This window comes from Mycobacterium sp. NGS22, assembly GCF_059813095.1.
In genome coordinates, this window is the sequence record NZ_JCALDY010000001.1 from 154,741 (window position 1) to 175,013 (window position 20,273).

The following is a 20,273-nucleotide window of genomic DNA, read 5'->3' on the forward strand; positions in this document are numbered from 1 at the left end:
ATAGTGGTTGCGATTGGTTGTGTTGGTAAGTTTTCGGCCGGTTAGTGCCAGTTCCCTGCACCCATTACTGAGCTTCCAGGTCTGGCCTATCAATCCCGTGGTCTGCGGGGGGCCTTATCCCTCCTAGAGGGTGAGAAACCTGATCTTGGAGAAGGTTTCCCGCTTAGATGCTTTCAGCGGTTATCCTGTCCGAACGTAGCTATCCAGCGGTGCCCCTGGTGGGACAACTGGTGCACTAGAGGTTCGTCCGTCCCGGTCCTCTCGTACTAGGGACAGGTTTCCTCAAGTTTCTGACGCGCGCGGCGGATAGAGACCGAACTGTCTCACGACGTTCTAAACCCAGCTCGCGTGCCGCTTTAATGGGCGAACAGCCCAACCCTTGGGACCTGCTCCAGCCCCAGGATGCGACGAGCCGACATCGAGGTGCCAAACCATCCCGTCGATATGGACTCTTGGGGAAGATCAGCCTGTTATCCCCGGGGTACCTTTTATCCGTTGAGCGACACCCCTTCCACTCAGAGGTGCCGGATCACTAATCCCGACTTTCGTCCCTGCTTGACTTGTAGGTCTCGCAGTCAAGCTCCCTTGTGCATTTACACTCAACACCTGATTGCCGTCCAGGTTGAGGGAACCTTTGGGCGCCTCCGTTACATTTTAGGAGGCAACCGCCCCAGTTAAACTACCCACCAGGCACTGTCCGTGAACCGGATATACGGTTCGACGTTAGGTGTCCAATACGATCAGAGTGGTATTTCAACAACGACTCCACTCGAACTAGCGTCCGAGTTTCACAGTCTCCCACCTATCCTACACAAACCGTACCGAACAACAATACCAAGCTATAGTGAAGGTCCCGGGGTCTTTTCGTCCTGCCGCGCGTAACGAGCATCTTTACTCGTAGTGCAATTTCGCCGAGTCTATGGTTGAGACAGTTGAGAAGTCGTTACGCCATTCGTGCAGGTCGGAACTTACCCGACAAGGAATTTCGCTACCTTAGGATGGTTATAGTTACCACCGCCGTTTACTGGGGCTTAAATTCTCCGCTTCACCCTTGCGAGTTAACGGGTCCTCTTAACCTTCCAGCACCGGGCAGGCGTCAGTCCGTATACATCGTCTTGCGACTTCGCACGGACCTGTGTTTTTAGTAAACAGTCGCTTCTCACTGGTTTCTGCGACCGGTTTCCGCTCCCACCGAAAAGGTGTTCACGGCATGCCGGTCCCCCTTCTCCCGAAGTTACGGGGGCATTTTGCCGAGTTCCTTAACCATAGTTATCTCGTACGCCTTGGTATTCTCTACCTGACCACCTGTGTTGGTTTGGGGTACGGGCCGTGTGTGAACTCGCTAGAGGCTTTTCTTGGCAGCTGAGGATCACCGAATTCGCCTCAATCGGCTATGCGTCACCTCTCAGGATTAGTGAGCGACGGATTTGCCTATCGCTCTCCCTACGGGCTTGCCCCAGTATTACCACTGACTGGTACGGCTACCTTCCTGCGTCACCCCTTCGCTTGACTACTACCAACCGGGGTCCCACGCAGCCGGTCACCGTCGCACCCCGAAGGGATTGATCAGCGACCATTTGGGTGGTTAGCACAATTGATTCATCACGGGCGCGCACACACGGGTACGGGAATATCAACCCGTTGTCCATCGACTACGCCTGTCGGCCTCGCCTTAGGTCCCGACTCACCCTGGGCGGACTGGCCTGGCCCAGGAACCCTTGGTCTTTCGGCGGGCAAGGTTCTCACTTGCCTATTCGCTACTCATGCCTGCATTCTCACTCCCCCACCCTCCACCGGCGGTTACCCGACGGCTTCGCTGAATGAGGGACGCTCCCCTACCCACACCTACAAAAGTAGATGTGCCGCGGCTTCGGCGGTGTGCTTGAGCCCCGCTACATTATCGGCGCACAATCACTTGACCAGTGAGCTATTACGCACTCTTTCAAGGGTGGCTGCTTCTAAGCCAACCTCCTGGTTGTCTCTGCGACTGCACATCCTTTTCCACTTAGCACACGCTTTGGGGCCTTAGCCGGCGATCTGGGCTGTTTCCCTTTCGACGTACGGAGCTTATCCCCCGCCGTCTCACTGCCACGCTTGACACCACGGCATTCGGAGTTTGGCTGACGTCAGTAACCTAGTAGGGCCCATCGGCCATCCAGTAGCTCTACCTCCGTGGTGAACCACGCAACGCTGCACCTAAATGCATTTCGGGGAGAACCAGCTATCACGGAGTTTGATTGGCCTTTCACCCCTACCCACAGCTCATCCCCTCAGTCTTCAACCTAAGTGGGTTCGGGCCTCCACGCGGTCTTACCCGCGCTTCACCCTGGCCATGGGTAGATCACTCCGCTTCGGGTCCAGAACATGCCACTACACCCCAAAGGGGATGCGCCCTATTCAGACTCGCTTTCGCTGCGGCTACCCCACACGGGTTAACCTCGCGACATGTCCCTGACTCGCAGGCTCATTCTTCAAAAGGCACGCCATCACCCCACAAGGAGGCTCTGACGGATTGTAGGCGCACGGTTTCAGGTACTCTTTCACTCCCCTCCCGGGGTACTTTTCACCATTCCCTCACGGTACTAATCCGCTATCGGTCATCGAGAAGTATTTAGGCTTACCGGGTGGTCCCGGCAGATTCACAGCAAATTCCACGGGCTCGCTGCTACTCGGGAGATTGATCAAGGCAGGTGTCGGATTTTCGCGTACCGGGCTCTCACCGTCTGCGGCGGACCATCCCAGGCCACTTCCGCTAATCACGACACTTTCTGACTGCCTCTCAGCCAGGTAGAGCTGAGAAGATCATTCCCACAACCCCGCACACACAACCCCTACCCGGTATCACATGCATGCGGTTTAGCCATGTTCCGCGTTCGCTCGCCACTACTAGCGGAATCACAATTGTTTTCTGTTCCTACGGGTACTGAGATGTTTCACTTCCCCGCGTTCCCTCCCGCACCCTATATATTCAGATACGGGTAACACGACATCACTCGTGCTGGGTTTCCCCATTCGGAAATCCTCGGATCAACGCTCGGTTGACAGCTCCCCGAGGCATATCGCAGCCTCCCACGTCCTTCATCGGCTCTCGATGCCAAGGCATCCACCATGCGCCCTTAGACACTTACAAACACTACAAAAACCAAAGAATAAAATTGCACAAAAGAAACACGCCACCGCGAACGGCGACGCGATCATTTGATGCTCGCAACCACTATCCAGTTCTCAAACACCACACCCCACCACCAAGATGGTGGGACAACACCTGAAACACTCAAGTGTTGCCTCAGGACCCAATAGTGTGTCTGGCTTGCTTGTTGTCGTGCACCCGGCCCTCGTCCACTACAGACGAGAACCCCTCACGGCTCGCACCCCACCAATTGGAGTGCTTTTCGTGGTGCTCCTTAGAAAGGAGGTGATCCAGCCGCACCTTCCGGTACGGCTACCTTGTTACGACTTCGTCCCAATCGCCGATCCCACCTTCGACAGCTCCCTCCCAAGGGGTTAGGCCACTGGCTTCGGGTGTTACCGACTTTCATGACGTGACGGGCGGTGTGTACAAGGCCCGGGAACGTATTCACCGCAGCGTTGCTGATCTGCGATTACTAGCGACTCCGACTTCACGGGGTCGAGTTGCAGACCCCGATCCGAACTGAGACCGGCTTTAAAAGGATTCGCTTAACCTCGCGGCATCGCAGCCCTTTGTACCGGCCATTGTAGCATGTGTGAAGCCCTGGACATAAGGGGCATGATGACTTGACGTCATCCCCACCTTCCTCCGAGTTGACCCCGGCAGTCTCTCACGAGTCCCCGGCATTACCCGCTGGCAACATGAGACAAGGGTTGCGCTCGTTGCGGGACTTAACCCAACATCTCACGACACGAGCTGACGACAGCCATGCACCACCTGCACACAGGCCACAAGGGAACCGACATCTCTGCCGGCGTCCTGTGCATGTCAAACCCAGGTAAGGTTCTTCGCGTTGCATCGAATTAATCCACATGCTCCGCCGCTTGTGCGGGCCCCCGTCAATTCCTTTGAGTTTTAGCCTTGCGGCCGTACTCCCCAGGCGGGGTACTTAATGCGTTAGCTACGGCACGGATCCCAAGGAAGGAAACCCACACCTAGTACCCACCGTTTACGGCGTGGACTACCAGGGTATCTAATCCTGTTCGCTCCCCACGCTTTCGCTCCTCAGCGTCAGTTACTGCCCAGAGACCCGCCTTCGCCACCGGTGTTCCTCCTGATATCTGCGCATTCCACCGCTACACCAGGAATTCCAGTCTCCCCTGCAGTACTCAAGTCTGCCCGTATCGCTCGCACGCTCACAGTTAAGCCGTGAGATTTCACGAACAACGCGACAAACCACCTACGAGCTCTTTACGCCCAGTAATTCCGGACAACGCTCGCACCCTACGTATTACCGCGGCTGCTGGCACGTAGTTGGCCGGTGCTTCTTCTCCACCTACCGTCAATCCGAGAAAACCCGGACCTTCGTCGATGGTGAAAGAGGTTTACAACCCGAAGGCCGTCATCCCCCACGCGGCGTCGCTGCATCAGGCTTGCGCCCATTGTGCAATATTCCCCACTGCTGCCTCCCGTAGGAGTCTGGGCCGTATCTCAGTCCCAGTGTGGCCGGACACCCTCTCAGGCCGGCTACCCGTCGTCGCCTTGGTAGGCCGTCACCCCACCAACAAGCTGATAGGCCGCGGGCCCATCCCACACCGCAAAAGCTTTCCACCACAGGACATGCATCCCGTGGTCCTATCCGGTATTAGACCCAGTTTCCCAGGCTTATCCCGATGTGCAGGGCAGATCACCCACGTGTTACTCACCCGTTCGCCACTCGAGTACCCCGAAGGGCCTTTCCGTTCGACTTGCATGTGTTAAGCACGCCGCCAGCGTTCGTCCTGAGCCAGGATCAAACTCTCCAAACAAAAACCCCTCGATACCGAGGTGAATTCACAATCAGAGAAAATCTGACCTAACAAAAAGACGCCATGAACTGGCATCTGAAAAAACGACTACACCGACACACGGGGGGCGCCGAATGTAGTCAAAAAACAACAACAAACAAAAACACCAAACACACTATTGAGTTCTCAAACAACACTTTTTACTGCTTGTTTCGCCCGCTTCGGGGCAACCCTGCCAGCTTAATACAGATCCGGCTAGAGAGTCAAGCCCTGGTTTCGATCATCTTCTGGGAGGTGATCGCGCCTGTGGGGCGTGAACGATGGCTACTGTACCCGCTCGATCTCGGCTCCCAAAATCGCCAGGTTCTCGACGAACAACGGGTAGCCGCGATCGATGTGAAACACGTCGTGGACCTCGGTATCTCCGTCTGCCACAAGGCCTGCCAGTACCAGGCCGGCACCTGCGCGGATGTCCGAACACCACACCGGAGCACTGGACAACTGCGGCAGTCCGCGCACCACGGCGTGGTGCCCGTCGGTGCGCGCGTCGGCCCCGAGCCGGATCATCTCCTCGACGAATCGAAACCGTGCCTCGAACACGTTCTCGGTGATCATCGAGGTGCCGTCGGCGATCGAGGCAAGCGCAATCGCCATGGGCTGCAAGTCAGTTGGGAACCCCGGAAACGGCAACGTCGCGACGTTGACCGCTTTGGGCCGTTCGTATTGCGCAATCCGGAAGCTGGTATCGGTCTGGGTGACCGTGGCGCCCGCATCGTGCAACTTATGCAGCACCAACTGCAGATGCGCCGGATCTATTCCCGTCACGGTGATGTCGCCGCGGGTCATGGCGGCGGCGATCCCCCACGTAGCCGCCACGATGCGGTCACCGATGACCCGATGCTCGGTGGGATGCAGCCGCGGGACGCCGGTGATGGTCATGGTCGGTGAGCCGGCTCCCTCGATCTGGGCACCCATCTGGTTGAGCATGGTGCACAGGTCGACGACGTCGGGTTCGCGTGCGGCGTTGTGGATGGTGGTGACGCCCTCGGCCATGACCGCTGCCATCAGGATGTTCTCGGTGGCGCCCACCGACGGGAATTCCAGCTGAATCTCCGCCCCGCGCAACGTATCTGCGTGAGCAACCACACACCCGTGCTCGATGTTGCAGGTGGCGCCGAGCTGCCGCAGACCCGCCTGGTGCATGTCCAGCGGCCGCGATCCGATCGCGTCACCGCCGGGCAGCGCGACTCTGGCCTGTTTGCAGCGTCCGACCAGGGGCCCGAGCACACAGACCGAAGCGCGGAACTGGCGTACGGCGGCGAAGTCGGCGTCGTACTTGGGCTCGTCGGGTGAGGTGATCCGGGCGACGTCCCCGTCGAGCTCGACGGTGGCGCCGAGACCACGCAGTACCTCGGCCATCAACGGCACGTCGAGGATGTCAGGGCAGTTGGTGATGGTGCTGGTGCCCTCGGCCAGCAGGGTCGCGGCCATCAGCTTGAGCACACTGTTCTTGGCGCCTCCGACGGCGACTTCGCCGGACAACCGGCTGCCACCAGTCACCACGAATCGCTCCGCCACCCGGGTAAGTCTAGTGAGCGACACCGTCCATGTCAGTCGGCCCGGTACGGTTTTGCCTATGGCAGTCCATCTGACCCGCATTTATACCCGCACCGGCGACGACGGCACGACGGGATTGAGCGATTTCTCACGGGTCCACAAGACCGACGCACGCCTGGTCGCCTACGCGGACTGCGACGAGGCCAACGCTGCGATCGGCGTCGCGGTGGCGTTGGGCGCACCCGATGAGCAACTCGCAGGTGTGCTCAAGCAGATTCAGAACGACCTGTTCGACGCGGGCGCGGACCTGTCGACTCCGGTGGTGGACAACCCGAAGTATCCGCCGCTGCGTATCACCCAGCCCTATATCGACCGGCTGGAAGGTTGGTGCGACGCCTACAACGAGGATCTGCCGGCGCTGAATTCGTTTGTCCTGCCGGGTGGTTCGCCGCTGTCGGCACTGCTGCACGTCGCGCGGACGGTCGCCCGTCGCGCCGAGCGTTCGGCGTGGGCCGCGGTCGAGGCGCATCCGGACGGGGTGAGCGTGCTGCCGGCGAAGTACCTGAACCGGCTCTCGGACTTGCTGTTCATTCTGTCGCGGGTGGCCAATCCCGACGGTGACGTGCTCTGGCAGCCGGGCGGCGGTAGTGCCGCGAGCAGACGGCGGTAGTGCCGCGAGCAGACGCAAAAGCCCCTGAAAATGGGCATTTTCGGGGGCTTTTGCGTCTGCTCGCGAGGGTAAGGTGACCCCCTGCTCGGGGGCTAGACGCTGCGGCGACGGGCGCGGGGTGACGGCCGAGACTCCAACCATGACTGAAAAGCCGTCAAAGCGCCTCTGTCCAAGGCGATTTCATATCCCAGCCGACGCTCCTGGGTGGTGTCGCGCAGTTCCAGCACCACGATCTCGTCGCTCATGATGTCGAATTCGTCGCCGCGGGGCGCACGCCTGCCCACGACCTCCACTCCGCGCCTGCTCAGCCGGCGATCCGGCCACAACCGCAGACTGGACAGTCGATAGAACGCGGCTTCGCCACCGCGATAACGGATCACCCCGTGCCGCCAGCCATGACCACCCACCGCGGGGATGTCGCGCATGATGGCCGCCATTCCTCCCTGGCGCAGTTTCCACAGCCGGAAACTCAGGGCCAGAACGGCCGCACCCAGCAGGACAACGAGCACGACCATGCCGACCATGGGCGCGCTCATCCTACGGATCAGTCGATCGCGCCGATGGCGCGCAATCTGGCGCGGCCCCGGGCGGCGGTTGCGGGATCGTCTGATTCGGAATCCTGCCTGGCCGAACTCTCGTCGATGTCCTTCTCGAACTCGGCCGATTCCGCGAGGACACTGACGCCGTCCTCGGTCACCGTCAAGAAGCCGCCGTCCACTGCGATCCGCAGGTCGTCTTCGCCTTCCCGTTCCACCCGGACCATGGCGTCGTCGACCAGCTGCGCGACCAGCGGGATGTGGTGCGGCAGGATGCCGATCTCCCCGACGGTGGTGCGGGTGAACAGAAACGTCGCTTCCCCCGACCAGATCTCACGGTCGACCGCGACGATCTGCACGTTCAATTCAGCCATGCCACACCACCTTCCATATCTTTCGAGTCAGGACTTGCACGCCTCACAGCTTGACGTCGAAGGTCTCGGCCTTCTTGGCCAGGTCGTCGAGTCCACCGATCAGGAAGAAGGCCTGCTCGGGCACGTGGTCGAAATCGCCCTTGGTCAGCTTGTCGAAGGCCTCGATGGTCTCCTTGACCGGCACCGTCGAACCGGGCTGGCCGGTGAATTGCTCGGCGGCCATCATGTTCTGCGACAGGAACCGCTCGATGCGCCGCGCGCGGTTGACCAGCTGCTTGTCCTCCTCGGACAGTTCGTCGACACCGAGGATGGCGATGATGTCCTGAAGGTCCTTGTAGCGCTGCAGGATTCGGATGACCTCCTGCGCCACGCGGTAGTGCTCGTCGCCGACGACGCTGGGGTCCAGAATGGTCGAACTCGAGGCCAGCGGGTCCACCGCGGGGAAGATGCCCTTGGAGAACACCGACCGCGACAGCTCGGTGGTGGCGTCCAGGTGCGCGAAGGTGGTGGCCGGCGCGGGGTCGGTGTAGTCGTCGGCGGGCACGTAGACAGCCTGCATGGACGTAATCGACTTGCCTCGCGTGGAGGTGATGCGCTCCTGCAGCTCACCCATCTCGTCCGCCAGCGTCGGCTGGTAACCCACCGCGGACGGCATCCGGCCGAGCAGCGTGGAGACCTCCGAACCGGCCTGGGTGAACCGGAAGATGTTGTCGATGAACAGCAGCACGTCCTGGCCGGCTTCGTCGCGGAACCACTCCGCCATGGTCAGCGCCGACAACGCCACCCGCATACGGGTGCCGGGCGGCTCGTCCATCTGACCGAACACCAGCGCGGTGTCCTTGAGCACGTCGGCTTCCTTGAGCTCGACCCAGAGGTCGTTGCCCTCACGGGTGCGCTCGCCCACACCGGCGAAAACCGAAGTACCACCGAAGTTTCGGGCGATACGGTTGATCATCTCCTGGATCAGCACGGTCTTGCCCACGCCGGCACCGCCGAACAGTGCGATCTTGCCACCACGCACGTACGGCGTGAGCAGGTCCACAACTTTCAGACCGGTCTCGAGCATCTCGGTGCGAGGCTCCAGGTCTTCGAAACTCGGCGGCTTGCGGTGGATCGACCAGTGGTCGAAGTCTTCTCCGTACCCCTCCTCGTCCAGGCACGTGCCCAGCGCGTTGAAGACGTGGCCCTTGACTTCCTCACCTACCGGGACCGAGATCGACTTGCCGGTGTCGGTGACGTCGACGCCGCGCACCAGTCCGTCGGTGGGCTGCATCGAGATGGCACGGACCAGGTTGTCACCGAGGTGCTGAGCCACCTCGAGAGTCAAGGTCTTCTTCATCGACTCGTAGGTGATGTCGGCGTGCAACGCGTTGAACAGCTCCGGTACGGAACCACGCGGAAACTCGACGTCGACAACGGGTCCGGTGATACGGACCACGCGACCGTTGGTGTCGGAGCCGTTCGACTTCTTGCCGGACTTCTCTGTCGTGTCTGATGTAGCTGCCATATGTCTATCGCTTCCTCGTGGTGCTTACTTGGCGGCGTCGGCGAGCGCGTTGGCGCCACCGACGATTTCGCTGATCTCTTGGGTGATCTGGGCCTGCCGCTCACGGTTCGCCTGCAGCGTCAGGTCCTTGATGAGGTCGTCGGCGTTGTCGGTGGCCGACTTCATCGCACGCTGGCGCGAAGCCAGTTCGGAGGCCGCCGATTCCAGCAGCGCCGCATACACCCGAGTGGTCAGGTACCGCGGCAACAGTGCGTCGAACAGCGTGGTGGCGTCCGGCTCGAAGGAATACAGGGTGTGCGGTTCGTCGTCGTCATCGTCTCCGACGTATTCGACGACCAGCGGCGCGATCCGGTGCGCGGCAGCCGATTGCGACATCATCGACTTGAATTCCGAATAGACGATGTGCAATTCGTCGACGCCCTGCACATCACTGTCGACCTCGATGCCGGAATCGTCGTATTCCTCGCCGGTGCCCTTCATGAAGGCGTCGACCAGCGTGTCGCCGATCTCAGCGGCGTTCTCGTACTGGGGCTGCTCGGAGAAACCCGACCAGGACTGTTGAATGTCCCAGTTCCGGAACGAGTAGTAGTTCTGCGCTTTGCGGCCGACAGTGAAGAGAACCGGCTGCTTACCTTCCTCGCGCAGGAGCGAGAACAGTTCTTCCGAGCGACGGAAGATGCTGGAGTTGTAGGCGCCGCACAGGCCACGGTCGGACGACAACACCAGCACGCCAGCCTTTTTCGGGTTCTCCCGCTCCACCAGTAGCGGGTGGTCGAGGGCGGCTTCGGCGGACAACGTGAGAAGCGTGGAGGTGATCTGGAAGGCGTATGGCCGGGCGGCCTGCAGCCGGGACTGCGCCTTGCCGATGCGCGACGTGGCAATCAGTTCCTGGGCCTTGGTGATCTTCTTGATCGAACCCGCCGAGCGGATCCGGCCGCGGAGTTCGCGAAGTGTGGCAGCCATGGTCCGTTACTTCTTGTTTTTCTTGGAGTCCACCGATTCCTTCTTGGTCGCCTTGCCGGACGAGTCCTTGGAATCCTTCTTCTCTTCCTTCGGCTTTTCCTTCCGGACCTTGACCGACTCCTTCTCTACGTCGTCCTCGTCCATCGCCTCGACATGTTCGTCAGGCACCACCGATTCGCCATCGCTGGCCGCGAAGCCCTTCTTGAACTTCTTGATGATCGCGGTGAGCTTTTCTTCCTCGTCGTCACCGAACTTGCCGCTCGAGCGGATGCCTTCCAGGAACGACTCTTCCGACGCGCGCATGTGGTCCAGCAACTCGGCTTCGAACCGCTTCACGTCCTGTACCGGCACCGAGTCGATCTGACCGCCAGTGCCCAGGAAGATCGAAACCACTTGCTGCTCAACGGGCATCGGCTCGTACTGCGGTTGCTTGAGCAGCTCCACCAGGCGCTCACCCCGGGCCAGCTGCTTCTTCGACGTGTCGTCGAGGTCGGAGGCGAAGGCGGCGAAGGACTCCAGTTCGCGGTACTGCGAAAGGTCCAGCCGCAGCGAGCCGGCCACCTCTTTCATCGCCTTGATCTGAGCCGCACCACCGACTCGGGACACCGAGCTACCCACGTTGATGGCCGGACGGACACCCTGGTTGAACAGGTCGGACTCCAGGAAGCACTGGCCGTCGGTGATCGAGATGACGTTGGTCGGGATGTACGCCGAGATGTCGTTGGCCTTGGTCTCGATCACCGGCAGAGCGGTCAGCGACCCACCACCGAGATCGTCGGACAGCTTCGCGCAACGTTCCAGCAGCCGCGAATGCAGGTAGAACACGTCACCCGGGAACGCCTCACGGCCGGGCGGGCGGCGTAGCAGCAGCGAGATGGCCCGGTAGGCGTCGGCGTGCTTGGTCAGGTCGTCGAACACGATCAGTACGTGCTTGCCCTGGTACATCCAGTGCTGCGCGATCGCCGAACCCGTGTACGGCGCAAGCCATTTGAAGCCGGCCGACTCCGAGGCAGGAGCCGCGACGATGGTGGTGTAGTCCATCGCGCCGCCCTCTTCCAGCGCTTGGCGGACCGCGGCGATCGTGGTGCCCTTCTGCCCGATCGCCACGTAGACGCAGCGAACCTGGAGCTTCTCGTCGTCGGTCTCCCAGTTCTTGCGCTGGTTGAGGATCGTGTCGACACACACCGCGGTCTTGCCCGTCTTGCGGTCGCCGATGATCAACTGACGCTGTCCGCGGCCGATGGGAGTCATCGCGTCGATGGCCTTGATCCCGGTCTGCAACGGCTCCTTCACGCCCTGCCGCTGCACCACCGAGGGCGCCTGCAACTCCAGAGCCCGCCGGTCGTCGGTGTCGATGTCGCCGCCGCCGTCGATCGGCTGCCCGAGCGGGTTCACCACGCGGCCCAGGAAGCCGTCCCCGACCGGCACCGACAGCACGTCGCCGGTCCGCTTGACCTGCTGGCCCTCTTCGATCTGCTCGAAGTCACCCAGGATGACCGCGCCGATGTCGTGCTCGTCCAGGTTGAGCGCCACCCCCAGCACACCGCCCTCGAATTCGAGCAGTTCCTGGGTCATCGCCGACGGCAATCCCTCGACGTGGGCGATACCGTCACCGGCATCGACGACAGTGCCGACCTCCTCGCGAGAGGTGTCGGAAGTGAACGAACTTACGTACTCCTCGATCGCGCTCTGGATGTCGTCGGCGGAGATTGTCAAGTCGGCCATAACGTTTCGTCTTCCTACTTGGGTTCTGACTAGTTCGTGTCTTCGGTCGGGCTGGGCGGTTAGTCCGGTAGCTGCGCCTCGGCGGCGGCAAGACGAGACTTGAGCGTGCCGTCGATGACCTCGTCACCGACGGTGATCAACAGTCCGCCCAGTAGCTCCTTGTCGATCTGCAGTTGCACGGCAACCGGGTGCCCGTAGATGCGGCTCAGCACTTCGACGAGCCGCTGGTTCTGCGCATCGCTGAGTTCGGCCGCTGCGCTGACCTGCGCGACGAGTTCGCCGCGGCGCGCCACCGCCACCTCGGCCAAGAACAGCACGGCCTCGTCGGCCGGCTTGCCTCTCAACAGCTCGATGGTGTGCGACAACAGCGCGGAGGTGACGGCGTTGACGCGGCCGCTGGCGCTGTCGAGCACCTTGCGCAGCAACTCGGCCCGACCTTCGACCGGGGTTCGCTGATCGCCGAGCAGGATGGCCAGTCGCGGCTGAGTGTCGAGGATCCGGGAGAACCGGAACAGCTGGTCTTCGACCTCGTCGATCTTGTCGTCGTTTTCGGCGACCGCGAGCAACGCCTGCCGGGACACCTGCTCGATCGCGTCGACCAGATCGTCGTTGGCCGACCAGCGTTCGGACACCGCCGCACGGAGCAGCTCCAGAGTGGGGTCACCGACCTTGCCGTCGAACAGCCGCTCGACGAGCTGGACGCGCGGCGCCGAATCCTCCGACGGCACACTCAGATACCGGAGTACGACCGCTTCGCGGCCGAGCAACTTGGCCACCGAGACGAGCTCGTCGGCCAGCGTCGTCAGGCCTTTCTTGTCGAGGTCCTTGGCGAGCGACTCGAACTTGTCCACGGAGTTCTTCAGGGCCAGCCGGCTGGCGGAGCGCATCTTGGCCGCCACCGGGGACTGCACGTCGCTCGGCTCGGGCGCCATGTCGTCGAGTTCGTCGAGGAAGCGGTCGACGGTGGAAGCCTGCTGCTGCTCGTCGGCGACGAAGTTCTGCACCAATTCCCTTGCCTGACGCACCGATTCGTGTCCGAGTTCCAGACGGAGCTGCCGGATCATCTGTGCCCGAAGCACACCGATCTGGCGGCTGCCCTGCGCTTTGACGCGTTCGGCGTCGGACTCGGCCTGCGCCTGCAGCTGTTCGGCGATGCGTTCGGAGTCGGCTTTGGCTTCTTCGATGAGCCGCTCGGACTCGTCTTTGGCCGATTCCACCGCCCTGGTGTGCGCGCGTTCGGACCGCTCGAGGCGCTCGGCCGCCTCTTTCGAGTCTTTCAGCTGCTGACGCACCATCTCTTGCCGGTCTTTCATCATCCGGCGCACCGGCGGCACGACGTAACGCCAGACGAGCAGCACGATGGCAACGAATCCGATCAGCTGTCCGATAAATGTCGACATGTATTGGCTACCTAGTCGCTTCTGAAGTCGTAGCTGTAGGAGTGATCTCGACGCCGACGATCCGGCTGGCCAGCGTTGCCGACATGGAACCGACGTTGGCGCGCAGATCCATTTCCACGGCGTCGCGCTCCCGCTTCAGTTGCTCGTTGGCCTGCGCCAACGTGTCTGCCACATGCCGCTCGGCTTCCGAGCGCGCCTCGTCGATGACCTTGCGACCTTCGGTCCTGGCGTCGTCCCGATAGGATCCCGCCTGGACCCGGGCCTCCTTCAGCGCTTCCTCGTAGTCGGCGTCGGCGGCAGCGAATTGCTCGGACGACTTCTTGTTGTCGGCCTGCGTCTTCGAGACCATCGCGTCGCGTTCCCGAAGCACTCTCAGTATCGGCGGCACGACAAAGGTGCTGATCACGCCCAACACCACCAGGAAGATGGCCAGCACGAAGAAGAAGGTGCCGTTCGGGATGAGGAAGTTCTTCTGGCCTTCTGCTACGAGGTCGACAGCCGAAGCAAGAAGGCGCACTTCGCCTTCAGGACCCATCACAACGATTACTGGGCACCTGGAGTGGCAAAGACGAACAACGCCATGAAGGCCAGGTTGATGAAGTAGGCGGCCTCGACCAGACCGACGGTGATGAAGAACGGCGTGAACAGCCGTCCCTGCGCCTCGGGCTGGCGCGCAACACCGGCGATCAGTGCGTTACCGGCAATACCATCGCCGATACCCGCGCCGATGGCGCCGCCGGCCATGATGAGCCCACCGCCGATAAGGGCGCCCTGAAGAATTTCGGGAGCTGCTGGCATTGTTTCTCCTCCTTGATAACTGGTAGCGGTCTACCAGGATTTTTCTAGTGGTGGTCTTCGTCCAGTTCCATGGATTGACTGAAGTACAGGACTGTCAACAGCGCGAAGATGAACGCCTGAATCGCGCCGACGAACAAGTCGAAGGATTTCCAAATCGCGTTGGGCAGCCACAAGATGTAGGGCGGGAACATCGCAATCAGTGCGACCAGGATGCCGCCGGCGAAGATGTTGCCAAAGAGTCGGAGCGACAACGAGATCGGCTTGGCCAATTCTTCGACGACGTTGATCGGCGCCAGGATTGCCACGTGCCCCTTGAGCACCTTGACCGGGTGGCCGATGATGCCGCGCCGCCAGATCCCTGCGGCGTGATAGCAAACGAAGACGAAGAGGGCTAGCGCCAGCACGTAATTGATGTCCGATGCCGCTGCCGAGAGCCACTCGGTCGGCTTTTCACCGTCTTTGTACTGCAGCGGAAGGACCGAGAGCCAGTTCGAAATCAAGATAAAGACGAAGATTGTCACCGCGAGCGGCAGCACGAAGGGGGCGACCCGCATCCCAATAGCGGACTCGACCTGGTTGCGCATCTGGATGGTGACGGCCTCGAAGAACAGCTGCACGCCGCCCGGAACATCGCTGGAGGTGACCTTCGATTTCAGCCAGAACGCCAACGCAAGCACGATTACCGCGGCGATAGCCGTCGAGTAAATGGTGTCGGTATTGACGGTCAAGCCCAGCCATTTGGCCGTGTGGTGCTCGCCGACCTCGATCTGGGCGGCGGCCAAGATCGACTCAGTCATCACCGGTGCCTCTTTCCTCAGTCCGTTCCGATCCGGTCAATACCCCGCTCGGCGGCGTTTCATGCTGCTCATTCAGGTTTGCGGTCCGCAGCTTCTTCCACACCGGCAGCGCGGTCGATGCCACCAGCAGCAGCTGGAAGATCGCCAGGCCGAACACCACGCCCAATCCTTCGGGGCGGAAGATGAAGGCGATGATCAGCGCCAGGATGGTGATGACCGTGACTCGGGACGCCGAGTTGATCGCCATCGACCTCTTCAGCGGATGGTCGCGTGCGGTGATCGACTCCACCGAACGACGCACCAGAAGAGCGTTGAGCAAACCCAGCAGCAACCCGACACCCAAGTACACCCCGACCATCGGGTTGCCCACGTAGCCGGCTATCGCCGTCGCGACCGCAGTCAGGACCAGGCTGATGACGAAGAGGCGCACGGGGCGGAAAGCAACAGCGGGAAACACCAACGGCGCGTCCTGCGCTGGTGTCGTCACTGCAGCACCTCAATCCCGGGTTGATGGAGCGTGAACCACATCACTTGCTGATTCGTGGCCCGCCGAGCGTATCGCAAGGCTCGCGCTGGACTTTCCCAAGGGGTAGCTCCCTGTGTCGGTCGTCGAGCGGCGCGGCCGGATACACATCCGACAGGCCGGGGGGCCGGCAACCCGCGATGGTTATTTCGGGGTTCTACCAGCACCGTATCACAAACTAGCGACAGCTACTACCGGCTGTCGTAGTCGGCCTCAGTCCTCGTCCCAGTAGTCGTCGCGGCGCCGCAACAACGGAATCACCGTCGCGATACCGGCGACGACGATCGCGCCCAGCATCACCGCAGCGGTGTGCCGCGGGTCGAAAAAAATCGTGCTCGCGGCGCCGAATGCGACGATGCCCACCCACAAGTAGATGAGCAGGACCACCCGTCGATGCGAATGCCCGATCTGCAACAGCCGGTGGTGCAAATGCATCTTGTCGGGTGTGAACGCGCTGCGGCCCGCCCGGGTGCGTCGCACGATCGCCAGCAGCAAATCCAGCATCGGCACGAACATGACCGCCACCACCAGCAGGAACGGTGACAGCAGAGCAAACACGTCGCGGGCGCCGTAGGCGTTCTGGGAGATCGGACCGGCGGCCGTGGTGGAAGCCGCAGCCAGCATCAGGCCGATCAGCATCGACCCGGAATCGCCCATGAAGATCCGGGCACGGTGGAAGTTGTGCGGCAGGAAGCCCAGGCAGGCACCTGCGAGAACGACCGAGATCACCGCCGGCGGGTAATAGAGCACGTCGCCGCCGTGGTCGCGCAGCAGGCCCACCGAGAACACGCAGATGGCCAGCGCGGTGATGAGCCCCAGTCCGGCGGCCAGCCCGTCCAGGCCGTCGACGAAATTCATCGCGTTGACGATCGACACGGTCAGCGCCAAGGTGAGCAGGATCGAAGAGGCCTGATCCAGCACGATGGTCCCGACGCCGCCGACCGGGATGTAGAGGACGCTCCAGGCGACGCCCATGGTGACCAGCACGCTGGCGGCGGTGATCTGCCCGGCGAACTTCGTCAGCGCATCCAGGCCCCAGCGGTCGTCGATCAGCCCGATACCCATGATCACCGCACCGGCGACCAGCACCGCGGGCATGCCGGTGGAATAGACGAATCCGCGGGTGAGAGCCGGCAACTGAGAAGCCAGGAACACCGCGGCGACCACGCCGAGGAACATCGCCAGCCCGCCCATGCGGGGAGTGGGCGTCACGTGCACGTCGCGTTCGCGCGGATAGGCGACCGCGCCCAGCCGGGTGGCCAGCACGCGGACCGGCCCGGTCGCGAAATAGGTGATGATCGCCGCGGTCAGGCCGACCAAAGCGAGTTCACGCAGCGGGACGCCGGCGGTGCGGGGCGCGAGGGCGAGCAAACCACCGGCAAGGCTGGTCACGTCGCTGGACACCACGAGAGGCTACGTCACCAACCTGAGTCTCGTGCCGCGGCCTTTCGCTCGCCGAACGTGTGGCGGTGGCTGCAACCCGGGTTCGCCTTCGTCGAGCGTGCAGTGACTGCGAAAATCGACCGAGATTTTCGCAGTGGTTACACGTTGGGCAAGTCGCCGGCGAGGATCTCGGCGTCCACGCCGAGCACCTCGGCTATCCGCGCGACGCTGACCGGCCCCTCACGCAGGATGCATGGCGTCTTCCCACTCAGGTCGAGGATCGTAGACGCGGCCTGCTGTGCGGCCGGGCCACCATCGAGGTAGACGTCGACGAGGTCGCCGAGTTGGCGTCGTGCCTCGTCGACGTCGCCGGCGGCAGGTTGACCGGAGATGTTGGCGCTGGACACCGCCATCGGTCCGACTTCGCGCAGCAACTCGATGGCCACCGGGTGCAACGGCATCCGCAGCATCACCGTGCCGTACGCGTCGCCGAGATCCCATTGCAGCGAGGGAGCCTGCTTCACCACCAGGCTCAGCGCCCCCGGCCAGAACGCGCGCACCAGGTCGCGCGCGCCGTCGGGCATGCCGTACACCAGGCCCTCGATGGTGTGCCAGGAACCGACCAGGACGCCGACCGGCATGTCGCGGCCCCGGCCCTTGGCCGCGAGCAGCGCATCCACCGCGCCGCGATCGAACGCATCGGCACCGATGCCGTACACGGTGTCGGTCGGCATCACGACCAGGCGACCGGATTTGAGCGCGTCCACCGCGGAGGTGATGCCGCGCACGCGCTGGTCCGGGTCGGCGCAGTCGAAGACGTCGCTCACCTTGGCCTCCTGCGGGCGGTGACGAACCGCGGCCGTCCGGTCAGATCGTTCCGTGCCACGATGTCGTCGAAAAGGTCTGTGCTGTCGATGCATTCGACCGTCGACGCCGACGTGGTGTCGTCATGCTCGACGGCGAACAAGCCACCGGACCGCAGCCACCGGCCGGCGAGGCCGACGACGTCGTGGATCACCGCCATGCCGTCCGGTCCACCGAATACCGCGTGGTGCGGATCGTGCTGCGCGACTTCGGGTTCCAGCACAGCGTCATCCGGTACGTAGGGCGGATTCGCGACGAGCAGGTCCACCTGTCCGTCCAATTCGGGTAGCAGTCCCTGCGCACCCACGTCCGCGTGCACCAATTCCACGTTGGCACCTTCTGCATTGCGTCGTGCGTACACCAAGGCCGCCTCGGAGTCGTCGACGCCGATCACCCGCGCCGCTGGCCGGTGCCGGGCCAGCGCAACCGCCAACGCGCCGGATCCGGTGCACGCGTCGACGATCACGGGACGCTCCGGAAGTGGTTGTCCCATCGCCCATTCCAACATCGCCTCAGTCTCCGGTCGCGGAATGAACACACCCGGACCCACGTGCAGCAGCGTGGGGCCGAATGCCACGGTTCCGATCAGATGCTGCAACGGCACGCGGCGCGACCGGGCGGCGACGGCGTCGTCATAGCGTCCGAAGAACTCCTCGCCTGGAACCTCGAGCAGGGCCAGCCGGCCGCGGTCGGTGCCGGCGATGTGCGCGGCCAGTTGCTCGGCATCGCAACGCGCAGAATCGATTCCCGCTTCGGCCAACAGCGTCGTAGCGCAATCGATTGCCTGCCGCAGCGACTTCATGTCGCCTGTTGCAACCGGGACTGTTTGTCGGCTTCGCTCAGCGCATCGAACAACGCGTCGAGGTCACCGTCGAGAACCTGGTCGAGATTGTGGGACTTGAAGCCGATCCGGTGATCGGTGATCCGGTTCTCGGGGAAGTTGTAGGTACGGATGCGTTCGCTGCGGTCCACCGTGCGGATTTGGCTGGCCCGATCGGCGGAGGCGTCGGCAAGCGCCTGTTCCTCGGCCAGCACTTGCAGGCGCGCGGCCAGCACCTGCAACGCTCGGGTCTTGTTCTGCAACTGGGAGCGTTCGTTCTGGCAGGTGACGACGATGCCGGTGGGCAGGTGGGTGATTCGCACCGCGGAGTCGGTGGTGTTGACGCCCTGACCGCCCTTGCCCGACGACCGGTACACGTCGATGCGCAGGTCTGACTCGTCGATCTGCACCTCGCCGACTTCTTCGGGCTCCGGATAGACCAGCACCCCGGCCGCCGAAGTATGCACGCGCCCTTGGGATTCCGTCACCGGCACGCGCTGCACGCGATGCACACCGCCCTCGAACTTCAGCCGCGACCACACCCCGTCCGCGCTGTCACCCTTGCTGGCGATGGCCAGCGTCGCATCCTTGTAGCCACCCAGATCCGACGTGGTCTCCCCCAACACCGTCACCGTCCACCCGTGCCGTTCGGCGTAGCGGATGTACATCCGGGCCAGGTCGGCGGCGAACAGTGCCGATTCCTCGCCGCCCTCACCGGATTTCACCTCGAGCACGATGTCGTCGGCGTCGTGCGGGTCGCGCGGCGCCAGCATGTCGGTGAGTTGGGTGTCGAGTTCGGCGACCCGGGCCTCCAACTCGGGGACCTCGTCGGCGAACGACGCGTCGTCAGCGGCCAGCTCGCGCGCGGTCTCCAGATCCTCGCGTGCGGACACCAGTTTGCGGTGGGTCGCGACGATCGGGGCCACCCGGGCGAACCGGCGGCCCACTTTGCGCGCCTCGTCGGCTTTGCTGTGCAGTTCGGGATCGGCCAACGCCCGCTCGAGCTCCGCGTGCTCGGCGAGCAGGACGTCAATCGTCTTCACCGGCTGCGTCATCTCACCTCCTCAAGCGGTCCCTGCCCCGAACGCGAACCGACGCCCGGCCTGCGCTCGTGGTGCACAGTTCGGGCGTCGGTGAGCCGGCTACTTGTCGCCGGCTTCGGTCTTGTTGCGCTTGCCGTAACGCTTCTCGAAGCGGGCCACGCGTCCGCCGCTGTCGAGGATCTTCTGCTTACCGGTGTAGAACGGGTGGCACTGCGAGCAGACCTCGGCCACGATCCGGCCACCCGGCTTGGTGCTGCGGGTGGTGAACGTGTTGCCGCAACCACAGTGGACTGTGGTCTCCTCGTAGGCGGGGTGAATGTCAGTTTTCATGCTGTCCTCTTCGCTGGTCGAGCGCCCATTATGCCAGGTCAACTCCCTGCTCCCCAAAACAGTGGG

Annotated in this window: 17 protein-coding genes and 2 rRNA genes; 1 reads left to right on the forward strand and 18 read right to left on the reverse strand. The window is 62.6% G+C overall.

Annotation, left to right across the window (positions count from 1 at the left end):
* Positions 1-21: 21 nt before the first annotated feature.
* The 3 genes from AC5Y47_RS00710 to murA all read right to left on the reverse strand — a co-directional run bounded on the left by AC5Y47_RS00710 (position 22) and on the right by murA (position 6,495).
* Positions 22-3,130, reverse strand: a 23S ribosomal RNA gene (locus AC5Y47_RS00710).
* A 278-nt stretch (positions 3,131-3,408) separates the two neighbouring features.
* A 16S ribosomal RNA gene (locus AC5Y47_RS00715) occupies positions 3,409-4,938 on the reverse strand.
* Together the 16S and 23S rRNA genes form the textbook arrangement of a ribosomal RNA operon.
* Positions 4,939-5,241: 303 nt before the next feature.
* Complete coding sequence (murA, locus tag AC5Y47_RS00720) at positions 5,242-6,495, reverse strand: UDP-N-acetylglucosamine 1-carboxyvinyltransferase (protein ID WP_499941054.1); 1,254 nt, start codon at positions 6,493-6,495, stop codon at positions 5,242-5,244.
* Positions 6,496-6,553: 58 nt separating this feature from the next.
* Here murA and AC5Y47_RS00725 point away from each other — a divergent pair, with 58 nt between their 5' ends.
* Positions 6,554-7,144 carry a cob(I)yrinic acid a,c-diamide adenosyltransferase gene (locus AC5Y47_RS00725; protein ID WP_499941056.1) on the forward strand — a complete coding sequence of 197 codons (591 nt, stop codon included), beginning with the start codon at positions 6,554-6,556 and terminating at the stop codon, positions 7,142-7,144.
* 92 nt (positions 7,145-7,236) lie between these two features.
* Here the strand turns inward: AC5Y47_RS00725 and AC5Y47_RS00730 are convergent, their stop codons facing one another.
* The 15 genes from AC5Y47_RS00730 to rpmE all read right to left on the reverse strand — a co-directional run bounded on the left by AC5Y47_RS00730 (position 7,237) and on the right by rpmE (position 20,207).
* Entirely contained in the window at positions 7,237-7,680 is a 444-nt protein-coding gene (locus AC5Y47_RS00730; RefSeq protein WP_499941058.1) for a DUF2550 domain-containing protein, read from the reverse strand.
* A gap of 8 nt (positions 7,681-7,688) precedes the next feature.
* Positions 7,689-8,054 (reverse strand): F0F1 ATP synthase subunit epsilon, encoded by a 366-nt coding sequence (locus AC5Y47_RS00735; protein ID WP_499941060.1) that lies wholly within the window; start codon positions 8,052-8,054, stop codon positions 7,689-7,691.
* Positions 8,055-8,097: 43 nt separating this feature from the next.
* The gene (gene atpD, locus AC5Y47_RS00740) at positions 8,098-9,561 is read right to left on the reverse strand and encodes a F0F1 ATP synthase subunit beta (protein WP_499941062.1); all 1,464 of its coding nucleotides are present in this window, start codon (positions 9,559-9,561) and stop codon (positions 8,098-8,100) included.
* A gap of 24 nt (positions 9,562-9,585) precedes the next feature.
* Positions 9,586-10,524, reverse strand: coding sequence for a F0F1 ATP synthase subunit gamma (locus AC5Y47_RS00745; protein ID WP_499941064.1), 939 nt, complete (start codon positions 10,522-10,524; stop codon positions 9,586-9,588).
* A gap of 6 nt (positions 10,525-10,530) precedes the next feature.
* Positions 10,531-12,249, reverse strand: a complete 1,719-nt coding sequence (atpA, locus tag AC5Y47_RS00750; RefSeq protein ID WP_499941065.1) for a F0F1 ATP synthase subunit alpha — start codon at positions 12,247-12,249, stop codon at positions 10,531-10,533.
* A gap of 59 nt (positions 12,250-12,308) precedes the next feature.
* On the reverse strand, positions 12,309-13,649 hold the full coding sequence (locus tag AC5Y47_RS00755) for a F0F1 ATP synthase subunit B/delta (protein ID WP_499941067.1): 1,341 nt from the start codon (positions 13,647-13,649) through the stop codon (positions 12,309-12,311).
* Positions 13,650-13,656: 7 nt separating this feature from the next.
* A complete protein-coding gene (locus tag AC5Y47_RS00760) occupies positions 13,657-14,184 on the reverse strand; it encodes a F0F1 ATP synthase subunit B (protein WP_499941069.1) in 528 nt (175 codons plus the stop codon).
* An 8-nt stretch (positions 14,185-14,192) separates the two neighbouring features.
* A complete protein-coding gene (locus AC5Y47_RS00765) occupies positions 14,193-14,447 on the reverse strand; it encodes a F0F1 ATP synthase subunit C (RefSeq protein ID WP_463826618.1) in 255 nt (84 codons plus the stop codon).
* 44 nt (positions 14,448-14,491) lie between these two features.
* Positions 14,492-15,244, reverse strand: coding sequence for a F0F1 ATP synthase subunit A (gene atpB / locus AC5Y47_RS00770; RefSeq protein WP_499941071.1), 753 nt, complete (start codon positions 15,242-15,244; stop codon positions 14,492-14,494).
* Positions 15,237-15,731: an ATP synthase subunit I gene (locus tag AC5Y47_RS00775; protein ID WP_499941073.1), complete on the reverse strand. Its 495-nt coding sequence runs from the start codon at positions 15,729-15,731 to the stop codon at positions 15,237-15,239. The genes atpB and AC5Y47_RS00775 overlap by 8 nt, the downstream gene beginning before the upstream one ends.
* A 249-nt stretch (positions 15,732-15,980) precedes the next feature.
* Complete coding sequence (gene rfe / locus AC5Y47_RS00780) at positions 15,981-17,174, reverse strand: UDP-N-acetylglucosamine--decaprenyl-phosphate N-acetylglucosaminephosphotransferase (protein ID WP_499941074.1); 1,194 nt, start codon at positions 17,172-17,174, stop codon at positions 15,981-15,983.
* A 134-nt stretch (positions 17,175-17,308) separates the two neighbouring features.
* Positions 17,309-17,977 (reverse strand): L-threonylcarbamoyladenylate synthase, encoded by a 669-nt coding sequence (locus AC5Y47_RS00785; protein ID WP_499941076.1) that lies wholly within the window; start codon positions 17,975-17,977, stop codon positions 17,309-17,311.
* Complete coding sequence (prmC, locus tag AC5Y47_RS00790) at positions 17,974-18,816, reverse strand: peptide chain release factor N(5)-glutamine methyltransferase (RefSeq protein WP_499941078.1); 843 nt, start codon at positions 18,814-18,816, stop codon at positions 17,974-17,976. The genes AC5Y47_RS00785 and prmC overlap by 4 nt, the downstream gene beginning before the upstream one ends.
* A complete protein-coding gene (gene prfA / locus AC5Y47_RS00795; protein ID WP_499941080.1) occupies positions 18,813-19,889 on the reverse strand; it encodes a peptide chain release factor 1 in 1,077 nt (358 codons plus the stop codon). Before prfA ends, prmC begins: the two co-directional genes overlap by 4 nt.
* An 87-nt stretch (positions 19,890-19,976) precedes the next feature.
* On the reverse strand, positions 19,977-20,207 hold the full coding sequence (gene rpmE, locus AC5Y47_RS00800; RefSeq protein WP_499941082.1) for a 50S ribosomal protein L31: 231 nt from the start codon (positions 20,205-20,207) through the stop codon (positions 19,977-19,979).
* Positions 20,208-20,273 lie beyond the last annotated feature (66 nt).

Excerpts from the sequence above, each read along its gene's own strand:
- atpB (WP_499941071.1), bottom strand. The coding sequence starts at position 15,244 with ATGACTGAGTCGATCTTGGCCGCCGCCCAGATCGAGGTCGGCGAGCAC.
- AC5Y47_RS00760 (WP_499941069.1), bottom strand. The coding sequence starts at position 14,184 with ATGGGTCCTGAAGGCGAAGTGCGCCTTCTTGCTTCGGCTGTCGACCTC.
- AC5Y47_RS00755 (WP_499941067.1), bottom strand. The coding sequence starts at position 13,649 with ATGTCGACATTTATCGGACAGCTGATCGGATTCGTTGCCATCGTGCTG.
- AC5Y47_RS00765 (WP_463826618.1), bottom strand. The coding sequence starts at position 14,447 with ATGCCAGCAGCTCCCGAAATTCTTCAGGGCGCCCTTATCGGCGGTGGG.
- atpD (WP_499941062.1), bottom strand. The coding sequence starts at position 9,561 with ATGGCAGCTACATCAGACACGACAGAGAAGTCCGGCAAGAAGTCGAAC.
- atpA (WP_499941065.1), bottom strand. The coding sequence starts at position 12,249 with ATGGCCGACTTGACAATCTCCGCCGACGACATCCAGAGCGCGATCGAG.
- prmC (WP_499941078.1), bottom strand. The coding sequence starts at position 18,816 with ATGAAGTCGCTGCGGCAGGCAATCGATTGCGCTACGACGCTGTTGGCC.
- AC5Y47_RS00745 (WP_499941064.1), bottom strand. The coding sequence starts at position 10,524 with ATGGCTGCCACACTTCGCGAACTCCGCGGCCGGATCCGCTCGGCGGGT.
- AC5Y47_RS00735 (WP_499941060.1), bottom strand. The coding sequence starts at position 8,054 with ATGGCTGAATTGAACGTGCAGATCGTCGCGGTCGACCGTGAGATCTGG.
- AC5Y47_RS00725 (WP_499941056.1), top strand. The coding sequence starts at position 6,554 with ATGGCAGTCCATCTGACCCGCATTTATACCCGCACCGGCGACGACGGC.
- rpmE (WP_499941082.1), bottom strand. The coding sequence starts at position 20,207 with ATGAAAACTGACATTCACCCCGCCTACGAGGAGACCACAGTCCACTGT.
- AC5Y47_RS00730 (WP_499941058.1), bottom strand. The coding sequence starts at position 7,680 with ATGAGCGCGCCCATGGTCGGCATGGTCGTGCTCGTTGTCCTGCTGGGT.
- prfA (WP_499941080.1), bottom strand. The coding sequence starts at position 19,889 with ATGACGCAGCCGGTGAAGACGATTGACGTCCTGCTCGCCGAGCACGCG.